Annotated in this window: 13 protein-coding genes; 7 read left to right on the plus strand and 6 right to left on the minus strand. The window is 72.6% G+C overall.

Annotation, left to right across the window (positions count from 1 at the left end):
• Window positions 1–185 precede the first annotated feature (185 nt).
• The 4 genes from ACZ4WV_RS07015 to ACZ4WV_RS07030 all read left to right on the plus strand — a co-directional run bounded on the left by ACZ4WV_RS07015 (window position 186) and on the right by ACZ4WV_RS07030 (window position 5,285).
• A complete protein-coding gene (locus tag ACZ4WV_RS07015) occupies window positions 186–1,196 on the plus strand; it encodes a polyprenyl synthetase family protein (RefSeq protein WP_465743596.1) in 1,011 nt (336 codons plus the stop codon).
• 103 nt (window positions 1,197–1,299) lie between these two features.
• Window positions 1,300–1,962: a response regulator gene (locus ACZ4WV_RS07020; protein WP_465743598.1), complete on the plus strand. Its 663-nt coding sequence runs from the start codon at window positions 1,300–1,302 to the stop codon at window positions 1,960–1,962.
• 273 nt (window positions 1,963–2,235) lie between these two features.
• Window positions 2,236–4,233 carry a 2-oxoacid:acceptor oxidoreductase subunit alpha gene (locus tag ACZ4WV_RS07025; RefSeq protein WP_465743600.1) on the plus strand — a complete coding sequence of 666 codons (1,998 nt, stop codon included), beginning with the start codon at window positions 2,236–2,238 and terminating at the stop codon, window positions 4,231–4,233.
• Window positions 4,230–5,285 carry a 2-oxoacid:ferredoxin oxidoreductase subunit beta gene (locus tag ACZ4WV_RS07030; protein WP_465743602.1) on the plus strand — a complete coding sequence of 352 codons (1,056 nt, stop codon included), beginning with the start codon at window positions 4,230–4,232 and terminating at the stop codon, window positions 5,283–5,285. The genes ACZ4WV_RS07025 and ACZ4WV_RS07030 overlap by 4 nt, the downstream gene beginning before the upstream one ends.
• A 105-nt stretch (window positions 5,286–5,390) precedes the next feature.
• On the opposite strand, the gene ACZ4WV_RS07035 is transcribed toward ACZ4WV_RS07030, so the two are convergent.
• The 3 genes from ACZ4WV_RS07035 to ACZ4WV_RS07045 all read right to left on the minus strand — a co-directional run bounded on the left by ACZ4WV_RS07035 (window position 5,391) and on the right by ACZ4WV_RS07045 (window position 7,901).
• Window positions 5,391–5,771 carry a VOC family protein gene (locus ACZ4WV_RS07035; RefSeq protein ID WP_465743604.1) on the minus strand — a complete coding sequence of 127 codons (381 nt, stop codon included), beginning with the start codon at window positions 5,769–5,771 and terminating at the stop codon, window positions 5,391–5,393.
• A gap of 140 nt (window positions 5,772–5,911) precedes the next feature.
• Entirely contained in the window at window positions 5,912–7,558 is a 1,647-nt protein-coding gene (locus tag ACZ4WV_RS07040; RefSeq protein WP_465743606.1) for an LCP family protein, read from the minus strand.
• Entirely contained in the window at window positions 7,551–7,901 is a 351-nt protein-coding gene (locus ACZ4WV_RS07045) for a DUF6542 domain-containing protein (RefSeq protein ID WP_465743608.1), read from the minus strand. Before ACZ4WV_RS07045 ends, ACZ4WV_RS07040 begins: the two co-directional genes overlap by 8 nt.
• Window positions 7,902–8,318: 417 nt before the next feature.
• On the opposite strand from ACZ4WV_RS07045, the gene ACZ4WV_RS07050 reads away from it, so the two are divergent.
• Window positions 8,319–8,948, plus strand: coding sequence for a TetR/AcrR family transcriptional regulator (locus ACZ4WV_RS07050; RefSeq protein WP_465743610.1), 630 nt, complete (start codon window positions 8,319–8,321; stop codon window positions 8,946–8,948).
• 88 nt (window positions 8,949–9,036) lie between these two features.
• Here ACZ4WV_RS07050 and ACZ4WV_RS07055 read toward each other — a convergent pair whose 3' ends face one another.
• Window positions 9,037–9,735 (minus strand): hypothetical protein, encoded by a 699-nt coding sequence (locus ACZ4WV_RS07055; protein ID WP_465743612.1) that lies wholly within the window; start codon window positions 9,733–9,735, stop codon window positions 9,037–9,039.
• A gap of 259 nt (window positions 9,736–9,994) precedes the next feature.
• Entirely contained in the window at window positions 9,995–10,693 is a 699-nt protein-coding gene (locus tag ACZ4WV_RS07060; RefSeq protein WP_465743614.1) for a DsbA family oxidoreductase, read from the minus strand.
• 186 nt (window positions 10,694–10,879) lie between these two features.
• Between ACZ4WV_RS07060 and ACZ4WV_RS07065 the strand changes: the two genes are divergently transcribed.
• Window positions 10,880–11,188: a hypothetical protein gene (locus ACZ4WV_RS07065; protein ID WP_465743615.1), complete on the plus strand. Its 309-nt coding sequence runs from the start codon at window positions 10,880–10,882 to the stop codon at window positions 11,186–11,188.
• Window positions 11,189–11,326: 138 nt separating this feature from the next.
• Here ACZ4WV_RS07065 and ACZ4WV_RS07070 read toward each other — a convergent pair whose 3' ends face one another.
• Window positions 11,327–12,046 (minus strand): chitinase, encoded by a 720-nt coding sequence (locus ACZ4WV_RS07070; RefSeq protein WP_465743617.1) that lies wholly within the window; start codon window positions 12,044–12,046, stop codon window positions 11,327–11,329.
• Window positions 12,047–12,295: 249 nt separating this feature from the next.
• Between ACZ4WV_RS07070 and ACZ4WV_RS07075 the strand changes: the two genes are divergently transcribed.
• On the plus strand, window positions 12,296–14,233 hold the full coding sequence (locus tag ACZ4WV_RS07075; RefSeq protein ID WP_465743619.1) for a hypothetical protein: 1,938 nt from the start codon (window positions 12,296–12,298) through the stop codon (window positions 14,231–14,233).
• Window positions 14,234–14,242 lie beyond the last annotated feature (9 nt).

Consider the following 14,242-nt stretch of genomic DNA (forward strand, 5'->3'; position numbering starts at 1 on the left):
ACGAATTCGCCCCCACCGCCGCAATGCCCGGACAGCCCTCCTGACCAGGGCTTCCGGCCCGATCATGACAGGATCCGCACGCCCGTGCAGTGATCCACTCACGACCGGATACCCTGCCTGTATGGCCAGCGGCGGCACTCAGGGACCAGGCCGCTAGATCGACCAGGGACAGAGGAGTGGTCTTCGTGACCGTCGTGGAACCCTTCGGGCTCAGCGTGCAGGACCGCGACCTGACCCGGGACGTCCAGGCCGGACTGGACGCGGTGGAAGCGGCCCTCGGCGAGGCCGTCAAGAGCGACGTCCCCTTCATCACCGTCACCGCCAGTCACCTCCTGGAGGCCGGCGGCAAGCGCTTCCGCCCCCTGCTCCTCCTGCTGGCCGCCCAGTTCGGCGACCCGGGCGCGCCCGGCGTGGTGCCCGCCGCGGTGGTCGTCGAGCTGACCCACCTGGCCACGCTCTACCACGACGACGTCATGGACGAGGCCCCGGTGCGCCGCGGTGCCGAGAGCGCCAACTCCCGCTGGGACAACTCGGTCGCCATCCTCACCGGCGACTTCCTCTTCTCCCGCGCCTCCCAGGTCCTGGCCGACCTCGGCCCGGAGGCGGTGCGGATGCAGGCCGAGGCCTTCGAACGGCTGGTCACCGGCCAGATCCTGGAGACCCGCGGCCCCGGCCCGGAGGCCGACCCGCTGCTGCACTACCTGGACGTGCTGGAGGGCAAGACCGGTTCGCTGATCGCCGTCGCCTGCCGGATAGGAGCGCAGATGGCCGGCGCCGAGCCCTGGCTGGTGGAGACCCTCGGCGAGTTCGGCGAGCGGATCGGCATCGCCTTCCAGCTGGCCGACGACGTGCTCGACATCGCCAGCGACGGCGACGAGTCCGGCAAGACCCCCGGCACCGACCTGCGCGAGGGCGTGCCCACCCTGCCGACCCTGCTGCTCGAGCAGATGCCCGCCGACCCGGCCGACCCGGACGACGTCCGGCTGCGCGAGCTGCTCACCCAGGACCTCGCCGACGACGAGCTGCACGCCGAGGCGCTGCGCCTGCTGCGCCGCCACCCCGCGCTGGAGCGCGCCCGCCGGGAGACCCTGCGGCACGCCGAGCAGGCCCGGGCGCTGCTCGCCCCGCTGCCGGACTGCGCGGCCAAGGCGGCCCTGGAGGGACTCTGCGACGCGGTGGCGATCCGCACCATGTGACCGGGCCCCGGCCCGGGCGGGCGATCCGGCCCTTGGTCGCCGGCTGCGTGCGCCGATGGGGGAGACTGACTGCCGTCAGCTCACGCCTGCCCGGAAGGTCACCATGCGTCGCGTCGTCATCGCCGAGGACTCCGTACTGCTGCGGGAGGGCCTGACCCGGCTGCTCACCGACCGGGGCCTGGAGGTCGTGGCGGGCGTGGGCGACGGCGAGGCCCTGGTCAGGGCCGTCCACGAGCTGGCGGCGGCCGACGCCCTGCCGGACGTGGTGGTCTCCGACGTGCGGATGCCCCCGAACCACACCGACGAGGGCCTGCGCGCCTGCGTGGAGCTGCGCGGCCGCTATCCGCAGCTGGGGGTGCTGGTGCTGTCGCAGTTCGTGGAGGAGCGGTACGCCTCCGAGCTGCTCGCCGGATCCACCCGGGGCGTCGGTTACCTGCTGAAGGACCGGGTCGCCGAGGTGCGCGAGTTCGCCGACGCGGTGGTCCGGGTCGCCGAGGGCGGCACGGTGCTGGACCCGGAGGTGGTGCAGCAGCTGCTCAGCCGCAGCCGCAAGGGCGACGTTCTGGCCAAACTCACCCCGCGCGAGCGCGAGGTGCTCGCCCTGATGGCGGAGGGCCGCACCAACGCGGCGGTGGCCAAGCAGCTGGTGGTCTCCGACGGCGCCGTGGAGAAGCACGTCAGCAACATCTTCCTCAAGCTGGGCCTGGCCCAGAGCCCCGAGGACCACCGCCGGGTGCTCGCGGTGCTGACCTACCTGAACTCCTAGCGCGGGCCTCGACCCGTTCCGCCAGTCCCGTCCAGTCCCGTCCAGTCCCGTCCAGTCCCGGCCGGTGTCGGCCGGTGTCGGCCGCCGGTGGGCGGAATGATCTCCGGCGGCCGTGCGTTGTCCAGGTGAGCGGCACGGAGGCGGGAGGCTGCAACTTCCTGCCGGAGTTCCGGCCGCGCTCGAGGCCGCACGCATAGGATGCGAGCGGTGCACCAGGCGGACGGGGCACGGGGCCGCGCCCGCGGTGGTGCGCCCACGAGGAGGTCCGCGGCAGTGACCAGTCAGGTCGATCAGTCAGAGGCAATGGGCGGATCGGGCGGCGACGAGGGTCGTACCGGTGAGGGTGTCGGACGCCCCGACGCAAACGGGCCGAACGGTCCGCGCGTCCCGGGTGGCCCGCCGTCCAGGCGCACCAAGCCCATTCGCAGACTCGACCGGGTGATCATCCGTTTCGCGGGCGACTCCGGTGACGGCATGCAGCTCACCGGGGACCGGTTCACCTCGGAGACGGCGAGCTTCGGCAACGACCTCTCCACCTTGCCGAACTTCCCGGCCGAGATCCGGGCCCCCGCCGGGACGCTGCCCGGCGTCTCGTCCTTCCAGCTGCACTTCGCCGACCATGACATCCTCACCCCGGGCGACGCCCCGAACGTACTGGTGGCGATGAACCCGGCGGCCCTGAAGGCGAACCTGCCGGACCTGCCGCGCGGCGCGGAGATCATCGTCAACACCGACGAGTTCACCAAGCGGGCGCTGGCCAAGGTCGGCTACGCGGCGGACCCGCTCGGCGACGGCTCGCTGGAGGGCTTCCACCTGCACAAGGTGCCGCTCACCACGCTGACCCTGGAGGCGCTCAAGGACAGCGGACTGGCCCGCAAGGACGCCGAGCGGGCGAAGAACATGTTCGCCCTCGGCCTGCTGTCCTGGATGTATCACCGGCCCACCCACGGCACCGAGACCTTCCTGCGCAGCAAGTTCGCCAAGAAGCCGGAGATCGCCGAGGCCAACATCAGCGCCTTCCGGGCGGGCTGGAACTTCGGTGAGACCACCGAGTCCTTCGCGGTCTCCTACGAGGTGCCGCCGGCCAAGCTCCCGGCCGGGCGCTACCGGAACATCTCCGGCAACCTCGCCCTCTCCTACGGGCTGATCGCCGCCGCCCAGCGCTCCGGACTGCCGCTCTACCTGGGCTCGTATCCGATCACCCCGGCCTCGGACATCCTGCACGAGCTGTCCAAGCACAAGAACTTCGGCGTGCGCACCTTCCAGGCCGAGGACGAGATCGCCGGCATCGGCGCGGCGCTCGGCGCCGCCTTCGGCGGTGCGCTCGGCGTGACCACCACCTCCGGGCCCGGCGTCGCGCTCAAGTCGGAGACCATCGGCCTGGCCGTCTCGCTCGAACTCCCACTGCTGGTCGTGGACATCCAGCGCGGCGGCCCGTCCACCGGGTTGCCGACCAAGACCGAGCAGGCCGACCTGATGCAGGCCATGTTCGGCCGCAACGGCGAGGCCCCGGTGCCGATCGTCGCCCCGGCCACGCCCGCCGAGTGCTTCGAGGCGGCGCTGGAGGCGGCCCGGATCGCGGTGACCTACCGGACCCCGGTGTTCCTGCTCTCCGACGGCTACCTGGCCAACGGCTCGGAGCCCTGGCGGATCCCCGCCGTCGACGAACTGCCGCAGATCGACCCGCGGTTCGCCACCGGCCCGAACCGTGAGGACGGCGCCTTCTGGCCGTACCTGCGGGACCCGCACACCCTCGCCCGGCCCTGGGCGGTGCCCGGCACCGCCGGTCTGGAGCACCGGATCGGCGGCATCGAGAAGCAGGACGGCACCGGCAACATCTCCTACGACCCGGCCAACCACGACTTCATGGTCCGCACCCGGCAGGCGAAGGTCGACGGCATCTCGGTCAAGCCGGTGGAGGTCGACGACCCGACCGGCGACGCCCGGGTCCTGGTCCTGGGCTGGGGCTCGACCTACGGCCCGATCACCGCGGCGGTGCGCCGGGTGCGCGCGGACGGCGGTGAGATCGCCCAGGCGCACCTGCGCAACCTCAACCCCTTCCCGGCCAACCTCGGCTCGGTGCTGCGCAGTTACGAGAAGGTCATCGTGCCGGAGATGAACCTCGGACAGCTCGCGCTGCTGCTGCGGGCGAAGTACCTGGTGGACGCCGAGTCCTACAACCAGGTGCGCGGACTGCCGTTCAAGGCGGCGCAGTTGGCGGACGTGCTGTGGGCGGCGATCGGCACCCTGGACGAGGAGGACCACCGATGAGCGAGAACGGCTTCCCGTCCCTGGAGCTGGTGCCCAAGGCCGAAGGGCCGCAGAGCGCCCGGGACTTCAAGACCGATCAGGAGGTGCGCTGGTGCCCCGGCTGCGGGGACTACGCGATCCTGGCGGCGGTGCAGTCCTTCATGCCGGAGCTCGGCATCAAGCGCGAGAACACCGTGTTCGTCTCCGGCATCGGCTGCTCCTCCCGCTTCCCGTACTACATGAACACCTACGGCGTGCACTCGATCCACGGCCGGGCGCCGGCGATCGCGACCGGGCTGGCCTCCGCCCGGCGGGACCTGAGCGTGTGGGTGGTCACCGGTGACGGCGACGCGCTGTCGATCGGCGGCAACCACCTGATCCACGCGCTGCGCCGGAACGTCAACCTGAAGATCCTGCTCTTCAACAACCGGATCTACGGCCTCACCAAGGGCCAGTACTCGCCCACCAGCGAGGTCGGCAAGATCACCAAGTCCACGCCGATGGGCTCGCTGGACGCTCCGTTCAACCCGCTGTCGCTGGCCCTCGGCGCGGAGGCCACCTTCGTGGCGCGCACCATCGACTCGGACCGCCAGCACCTGCAGTCGGTGCTGCGGGCGGCGGCGCAGCACGAGGGCACGGCGCTGGTGGAGATCTACCAGAACTGCAACATCTTCAACGACGGCGCCTTCGAGGTGCTGAAGGAGCCCGGCACGCGCGACGAGGCGCTGATCCGGCTGGAGCACGGCCGGCCGATCCGCTTCGGTGCGGACGCGGCCAACGGCGTCTTCCGGGCGCCGGACGGCGAACTGTTCACCGCCGCGGTCACGGCGGACAACGAGGCGGCACTGCTGGTGCACGACGCCCACGCGACGAGCCCGGCCACCGCCTTCGCCCTCTCCCGGATCGCCGACGCGGACACTCTGCACCACACGCCGATCGGTGTGCTGCGGGATGTCGCGCGGCCGGTCTACGACGAGCTGATGGCGGACCAACTGGCCACCGCCGCGGCCGACCGGGGACCGGGCGACCTGGCGACGCTGCTGGCAAGCAACGACACCTGGAGGGTGGACTGACCGCCCCGCCGACGAGTCGGCGCCCCCGTCCGAGGACCGGACGGGGGCGCCGTTTCACGTGGGTGGTCACCGCTGCGGGGCGTTCACGGCTTCGCGCCCCCGTGCTCACTGCTTCGCCCATTCGACCAGCTCGACCGGCACCCCGTTCGGGTCGGTGACCTGGAACAGCTTCTCGCCCCACGGCTCCTCGCGCAGCGGCAGGGTGATCTCGACCCCCTCACCGCGCAGCCGCCGCTCCTCGGCGGCGATGTCCTCGACGACGAACGCCAGGGTCACCCCGTCGGCGGTCCGGTGCCGCTGCTCCTCGGGCAGGACTTCCAGTCCGCGCCGCAGGAAGACGACGTTCACGCCGCCGCCAGGGTGGCCGAGCGAGACGAAGCCGTCGGCGGCCATCTGCTCGGTGTAGCCGAAGTGCCGCTGGAGGAAGGCGGCGGAGGCGGTGACGTCCTCGACGGTCAGGGAGACGGCGGTGCTGGTGATCTGCATGGGCGGAGCCCTCTCGTCAGTGCGCTCGATTACCCCGTACGACGTACACTGTACATCGTACGGAGATCGCGCCAGGTGCGAGCGGGCATCCGCGGCGGTGCCCCGCCCGGGTGGCGGGGCACCGGCTCGGCGAGGAAGCGTCAGAAGACGCAGGGGATGCCGCCGTCGGATTCGGCGTCGACACCGGGGCCCTGCACGGGGAGGTTGGCGGCCGGGTCGCCGGCGGCGGGGGCGGTGGGCGTGGTCGGCTTGTCGGTGGTGACTCCGGTGAAGGAGCTGCCGAGGGTGACCACCACGTGGTCGGCGCCGACCGAGGCGGACTCGGTGGCGGTGACGCCGTACCGGGCGGCGATGCGGTCGGCGGCGTCCTTGGCGCCCTTGCCGTAGGTCACGGTGGTGGTCTTCGGCTTGGTGGCCGCCGGGCCGGTCCGACCGGCCTTGAATCCCAGGTCGGTCAGGGCCTTGGCCTCGGCGGTGGAGGAGACCCCGGCGGCGCTGGAGGCGTTGAAGACGTCCACGGTGGTCGTCGTCGCGGTGGTCGACGTGGCGGCGGCCGTGGGGGTCTGGGCGGGCTCCGTGCCGGGGGTGTCGCCGGGGGCCGGGGCGGGGGCGGCCGCGTCGGCGTAGCCGAACAGCTGCTTGACCACCTTCTGGATCTTGGCGGGGGTGACCAGGTTGACGTCCTGGCCGTTGCGGGTGGCGAAGCCGTCGAAGGTGAGGGTGTTGAACTCGACGTTCCCGCCGGTCAGGGCCGGGGCCTGCTGGGCGAAGTCGAGGACGTTCCACTCGTTGTCGATGACCAGGTCCTTCTGGACGACGCCGAACAGGCTGTTGAGCTTGCCGATGTCGCTGACGACGCCGTCCTGCTTGAGCTTGTGCACGACGGAGGAGATGAAGGCCTGCTGGCGGTGGGTGCGGGCGAAGTCCCCGGTGTTGCCCTTGCCGTCGTCCAGGTTGTGGCGCTGGCGGACGAAGGCGAGCGCCTGGGAGGCGTTGAGCTTGTTGATGCCCTTGTGGAAGTCGGCGCCGGAGCCCTGGCCCTCCATGGCCGGGTCCTTGGTGTCGTGGGTCAGGCAGACCTCGATCGGCTCGACGGCCTTGGCGATGTCGTAGAAGCCCATCAGGTTGACCTCGGCGATGTGGTCCACCGGCTGGTCGAGGAACTTCTGCACGGTCCGGATGGTGGCGGCCCGCCCGGCGTCGCGGCCGCCCTTCTCCAGGTCGGCGCTTTTGAGGCCCTTGGCCTGCAGGACCGGGTTCGCCTTCTCCTTGGCGATCCCGTAGGCCTCCTTGATCTTGTGCATGCCCTGTTGGGTGCCGTCCCCGTTGTAGGTCATCACGTAGTCGTCGCGCGGTATGGAGACCGCCTGCACCTTGCCGCCGCCGGCCGGTATGTGCAGCAGGATCAGCGAGTTGGTGTTGTAGCCGCCGACGTCGGAGCTGTGGCCGGCGTGCAGTTCGTCCTGGACGAACTCGGGCGGCAGGTCCGTGCCGTCCATGTTCTTGCGGCTGTCCAGGCCGATCAGCAGCAGGTTGACCGAGTTGTCCAGGTGCTTGGGCGCGTCCTTCTTGGTCTCGGTGATCGCGTTGGAGGTGGTCATTCCGTCCGTCAGGGAGGTGTACTCGTACCAGACCACGCCGCTCGCGGCGAACACCGCGAAGCCGACCGTGCAGGCCACCACCCGGGCCGCGATCAGCGCCGGGGAGCCACGGCGGGCGGGGGCCGCCCCGGCGGCTCTGCGGGTGGCCGCCCGACCGTCGTCCGGCTGGGTGGGCTGCTCAGGCATGCTGCCTCCTCCGCTCCGCGGCCGCCCGGACCGCGATCACCAGCAGGGCCGCGGCGACGGCCTGTGCCATCACGGGGAAGTCGTTCACCACCCACTTCGCCGAGCCGGTGGCCAGTCCGCTGCCCCGGTACTTCGCGCTGTCGGCCGCCAGTTCCGCCACGGCCGTGACGCCCAGTACCACCGGTGGGGAGGCCGCGAGCACCCACCACCAGCCCCGGTGGGTGCTGAGCCCGGCGGCCAGGCCCGTCCCGACCACCGCGCACACCGCGAAGGCGGCGCCCATCCCGGGCCCGGACAGTTCGTCGACCACCGCGCCGACCAGCGGGAGTCCGACGGCTGCCACGGCGGGGAGGGTCGGTCCGCCGGAGAAGGGGCGGCGGGGGCGGGCGGGCCCTTCGGCCGTCCGCCGTCGTGCGCCCTGGTCGGGCGACCGTCCTCGTTGCCCCGCCACGTACTCACCCCCGGTGTTCCCGTGATCGACGCGCCACGTCGGCGCCTGCGCCGGCTCGCTGTGGAAAAGCGGTGGTGGCGCTGCCAGTTACGGGACGCTGGTGTCCGGCCGGCCGGTTCCCGCGCCCGGTGCGCCGGGCCGGTCGAGGCCGGTCGGTTTCCTGATCCGCTCTACAACGGTGTAGAGATCGTACGCAGCATAGGGCACACCTGTTCGGCGGCAAGCCCCGTTCATGGCCGGGCCCGCATACACTACACCGAGCAGTTTTCGAGAGGGTCGGCGGGTGCGCCGAAGGAGAAGGAGACGGTCGTGGCGAGCACGGACGGAGCGGGACGGCCGGAGAAGCGCAGGGCGATCACCCGGGCCGCGACGACGGTGTTCGGACGTGAGGGGTACGTCCGCGCCAGCATGGACGCGATCGCGGCGGAGGCCGGGGTGTCCAAGCGGACGGTCTACAACCACTTCGCCGACAAGGAGACCCTCTTCCTGACCGTGGCGCTCCAGGACGCCGCCGAATCAGCCGCAGCACTCCGCGAGTTGACGGCCAAGCACCTGGTCCGCGTGGTGGACGTGCGGCGGAGCCTGGCGGACTTCGCGGTCGCGCGGGCGCTCACCGTGCTCTCGGCCGGGGCGCACGGGGCGCTCGGCCGGGCGATCCGCGCCGAGGTGGCCAACATTCCGGCGGACGTCCTGGAGGCCTGGCTGGAGGCCGGTCCGGTGGCCTCGCAGCGGGACCTCGCGGAGCACTTCGCGGCGCTCGCTGGGCGCGGCCTGCTGACCGTGAGTGAACCGGCCCTGGCGGCCGAGCAGTTCACGCTGCTGACCTTCCACGGCGTCGCGGAGCGCTCCTTCTGGGGCGCCCTGCCGGTCGCCGAGGAGGAGATCCGCCGGATCGCCGGGGAGGGCGTGGACGCGTTCCTCAGGCTCTACGGCGGCTGACGGCGCCGGCGCCCGGCGCGCGGTGCCGGGTGCTCGGCGTTCGACGTGCGGAGAGGGGCGGCGCCTGGCGCCGCCCCCGACCCACGGGTCACTTCCAGTTGATGCCCTTGCCCAGGGTGTACGGGTCGGCCCAGTACTCGGCGCCCGCCACCTTGGTCGCCTGCGGCGCCAGGGCCAGCACGCAGGAGGTGAGGGACTGGCCGTTGGTGAAGCCCTTGGGGAACGACGGGTGCGGGCACTTGTCGAAGGTGCCGATGAGCATCACCTCGCTGGCCTCCGAGCCGTCCGGCAGCGTGCCCTTCATCTGGGTCAGGCTGGAGAACGACAGGTCGGTGCTGCCGACGTTGGTGACCTTGAAGCGGACGTAGTACGGCACCATGCCCGCCGCCTTGTCGCCCAGCTTGAGCGGGGCGAGGTCGGCCGGGTCGCCCTTGTCGATCGAGGTGACGGCGAGCGAGACGGTGCCCTTGGTGCTGCCCGAGCTGAACGGGATGGTGACGGCGTCGCCGATCTTCACGGTGGTGCCGGGCGCCGGGGTGGAGCCGGCCGGTGCCGGGGCCGCCGTGCCGGTGGACGCGCCGGTCGGGGCGGCGGTGATCCCGCCGGTCGGAGCCGCCGGCGAGCCGGTGGGTGCGGCGGACGACGTGGCGGGCGCCTGGCTGGCGGGCGGGGTCGTCGCGGTGTCCGACGACGCGGCGTCGTCGTTGCAGGCGGTCAGGGTGAGCGCGCCGGCGGCGGCCAGGCCGACCAGGGCCAGGGCGCGGCGACTGCTGCTGATGGGCTTCATGTGACGTCCCCCGTTATTGCGGGCCACCGTGCCGGCGGCCCTCCTGAGGGATGTTCATAGCGTGGCGCGGAGGCTGGGCGCCAGTTTTTCGGCCCGTCCTGACGGCGTCGTGACGAGTCTCACGCGGCTTCGTGACAAGGGATGCCGAGTCGTGATCGGCCGTTCTCGAACGGGTCGACACCCGGGCGGAAGGGGTGCGGCGTTGTTCCGGCCTCCTGCCGCGTGGGCGCGGAGCTGTGGGTGCGGAGCAGGAAGTCGGTCAGGTCGACTTCCCGCTCCGCACCTCTCGGTTCCCGGGCCGGAGCGGCATCAGCGGCACGGTGACCCGGCTCTCCCAGGCCTGCTCCAGCGCTCGCACGAACGTCTCCGCGGGCTGGGCGCCGGACACGCCGAGCCGCCGGTCGAGGACGAAGAACGGCACGCCCGTCGCCCCCATCGCGCCGGCCGTCGCCTCGTCGTCGCGCACCGCCTGCGCGCACGCCTCCGGATCGGCCAGCACGGCCGCGGCCGCCTCGCCGTCCAGGCCCGCCTCGACGGCCAGCTCGACCAGCCGGCCGTCCTCGAACGCGGAGCGCTCCTCGGCGAAGTTGGCCCGGTACAGCGCGTCCAGCAGCTCCGCCTGCCGGCCGTGCTCCGCGGCGAAGTGCAGCAGGCGGTGCACGTCGAAGGAGTTCGCCGCGTCGCGCCCGCCGGCCAGGTACGGCAGCCCCTCGCCGTGCGCGTTCTCCGCGATCCGGGCCTCCGCCGCCTCGGCCTGCTCCAGGCTCATCCCGTACTTGGCGGCCAGCAGCGGGATGACCGGCCGGGCCTCGCGCGGCGCATGCGGGTCCAGCTCGAAGGAGCGGTGGACGACCTCCACCTCGTCGCGGTGCGGGAAGGCCGCCAAGGCCTTCTCGAACCGGGCCTTGCCGATGTAGCACCACGGGCAGTTGATGTCGCTCCACACTTCGACGCGCACGGCGCGGCACTCCTTCCAGCCTTGCGCGGCCCTTCCGCGCGAACACCTACCGGAACGCGGCCGTCCGCATGAATATTTCTTGTCCTGAAATATTCAGGTGCGGTAGGCGCGACCCAGCCGGGAGGATGGCCGGTGAAATGGCCGTCGTGTCCGTCCGTCTCCGAGGTCCGCTGTGGGGGAGTCGCCGTGTCGCTGTCCTTCGAGTTCGTCCGCCGCCTGGACGGCCTGGTCTACCGCTTCCGCCAGGACGGCGTGTTCAACGGCAGGCCGTCATTCAAGCGGGTGGACCTGGACGTGTGGTGCCGCCGGCTGCCCGAGCGCGGCTGGTGCACCGTCGGCGCCGACGGTATCGGCAACGGCTGGCCGCTGCTCGGGCAGACCGGGGAGGAGGAGTTCCCGCCCCTCGGCCCCTGGCGCAGTTGGAAGGCCGGCAAGTCCTACCTCTATGACGTCCGCCGCACTGACGAGCCGACCGAGGCCTCGCCGGAGGGCTGAGCGGAGGCGACCAGCCGCCGCAGGGCGGCGTGGCCGGGCGGCGGTCGGCGTGCAGCCCCACCGCCGGGGAGCGGGAAGTCGGTCCGGCCGACTTCCGGCTCCGGCGTGCTCCTGGCGCCCGGCGTCGGCGGGGAGCCGTCAGCAGGAGAGGTTGCCGCCGCCCACGCTCGTGCCGAGCACGCCCACGAACTTCCTGAACAGGTTGATCCGGTCGTTGCGCTGATCCGGGTTCTTGCCGTCGCACTCCAGGGCGCCGTTGATGCTGCGGATGGTCTCGCCAAAGCCCCGGTTGTTGACGATGGCGTCGTGTCCGGTCATCGTCCCGGCACCCTTCTGGCTGTTCCAGAACCAGAGGCCGGTCTTCCAGGCGACGGCCGGGTCCCTCTCCACCCGGTACGGGTCGTGCAACAGGTCGATGTGCAGGGCGTCGCCGGCGGCCTTGTAGTTGAAGTTCCAGCTGAGCTGCAGCGGCCCGCGGCCGTAGTAGGCGGAGCGCCCGGCCGGGCAGCCGTACGGCTGGGAGGTGTCGCAGTAGTGCGGGTAGTTGGCGGTGTTCTGCTCGACGACGTACCTGAGACCGCCGGTCTCGTGGCTGACGTTGGCGAGGAAGGCCGCGGCCTCGCGCTTGCGGGTGGCGGTGTCGCCGGTGGTGGTGAAGCCGGGGTAGGCGCTCAGGGCGTCGGTCAGGCCCTTGTACGTGTAGAAGGGGTTCCGGTTCGGGAACATCTGGTTGAACTGGGCCTGGCTGACCACGAATGACCCGGCCGCGGCCGCCTGGGTGGCCGTCGGCCCGGCCAGGGCGACGGTGCTGAGAACGGCGGCCGCGGCGGCCGTGGACAGGGCGCGGGAAAGCTTCATCGTTCCTCAACTTTGTTGTCAGGGATGGAGTTTCACCGACGTGCTTCGCTCTCGAAGCACCGGGGCCATCGTGGTCGGAGGTGGCCCGGCCCTGAACGCTTCCCAGGTCTAAACCACTCGTTAGGGTGATATCCGATCGAAGCGCCGGGGCGTCGTCCGCTGCAGGCTGATCATCCGGCCGTCACGCCCACCGGATAGCCTCGTCCGCGCACGGGGAACGAGCGGACACGGCGCGACCGGGGGCAGGGCATGGCGCACACTGACGGCGAGAGCGACGAGCGCCTGGCGGCCGAGGGGGAGGTGGCCCTCGCCCGGCTCGCGATCGACTCCGGAGACCTCGTGCACGCCGCCGAACACCTCTCCGACGCCATCGTCGCCGATCCCCAACTGCCCGAACTCCACGAGGCGCTGGCCGAACTGTGTGCGCGCGCGGGCGGCCCGGCCGCGGCACGCGAGCTGTTCCCGCTGGGCGGTGAGGTCTACCTGGGCGCCGTCGTCTGCCGCGCCCACGTGGAGGCCGCGGCCGGAGGCTGGGACACCGCCGTCGGCCTGCTCGCCTCGGCGATCCAGTACGAGCCGGCCCGCCCCTGGGCGCACACCGCCTGGCTCGCCCGCGAGGACCTGCCCGCCCTGGTCGATCCGGACGCCGTCGCCCAGGCGGTGGCCCGCGCGGCCGGCGCCCTGCCCGACCCGCTGCCCGACGAACTCGCCGACGCCGTCCGGCCCTTCGACGACTTCGTGCGGGCCGTGCTGGCCCGCCACGACGAGCACGCCCTGCTGCTGGCGCTGGCCTCCGGCCTGACCCGCCGCCTCGGTGCCACCGCCCGGGCCGTCGAACTCGCCCGGCGCGCCCACCGGTTGGCCCCCGGCCACCTGCCCGCCGTGATGCTCGGCAACGCCCTGCGCTCCGACGGGCAGCCCGAGGCGGCGATCGCCGTCTGGGAGGCCGAACTCGCTCGGGATGCACCGGACGGGGACAACTCCGCCGGCTACCTCGCCGTCGACGTCGCCGAGCTGTACGGCGCCCTCGGCCGCCCCGCCGACGGCCTGCCCTGGCTGGACCGGGTGCTCGCCACCGCCCCCGCCCACCCCAAGGCCGCCCCGGCCCGGTACGGCCTGCGCCACGCCGTGGACGGGGACCCGGCGCACCTGCTCGACCTGGCCGACCACCACCGCGCCCACCCCGACCACGTGTACGCCCTGGAGCTGCTGGAGCGGCTCAGCCACCGCCGGCCCTGGCTCGGCATGGTCTCCGGCGCCACCGAGGCCACGGTCAACGTCCTCCACCAAGTGCTCGGCGCCGAGGGCACCGGCCGCGACACCGAGATCGAGTGCACCGTCTCCGCCGTCGAGCCGCCCAGCTCGGTGCTGGCCGTCCAGCTCGCGCTGCCGCGCGCCACCGTCACGTACCGGTCGGTGGGCGAGCCCGACCCCCGACTGCCGCTGACCGAACCCACCACCCGGATCTGGTCCTGGGACGGCACCGACCCGAGCCCGGCCGTCGCCCCGCCCGCCGGGTCGAGCGCCGAACTCGTCCGGGCCACCGCCGAGTTCGTCTGGCCGACCGTCCCCGCTGCCTACGACCACGCCGTCCGGCTGGCCGGGCTGCCACTGGGCGAACTGCTCGGCGTGCTGGTCCACCCGCCGCTGCCCCGGGAGGACGACCTCGGCCGCGCGCTGCTCGCCCACCAGCCCGAACTGTGGGTGCGCGCCGTCCAGGCCTTCGCCTGCCTCGGCATCGCCCACCACCGCACCGACCAGCCGTGGGAAGGCTCCGAGCGCCGCCGCGTGCTGCGCGACCTGCTGCTCGGGCCGGAGGACTGGGCGGTCGAGGCGGCCGGCTTCGCCCTGGTCGCGATCGGCTGGACGCACCCCGGGACCCGGGCCGACATCGCCGGGCTGCTGCACCGGCGGCTGGAGCACAGCGCCCGCGCCCGCCGTACCCGCGTGGTGACGATCCTTCGCTCGCTCGCCGCCCTGGTGCTCGCCGCGCCGTGGACGGACCCGGCCGACCGCGACCTCGCCCGCCGCCTGCTGGCGGAGGAGGACGGCCGGGACGCCGGCGAGCGCGAGGCCGAGGAGGAGCCGGCCCCGGCGGCGGAGGCGGTGGAACCGACCGATCCGCAGCGACCCCGGCCCCGAGCCGGCCTGATCCGCCGGCTCTTCGGCCGCGCCCAGGACAGCTGAGGCACGCCC

It is taken from the genome of Kitasatospora sp. NPDC029312 (assembly GCF_055569215.1).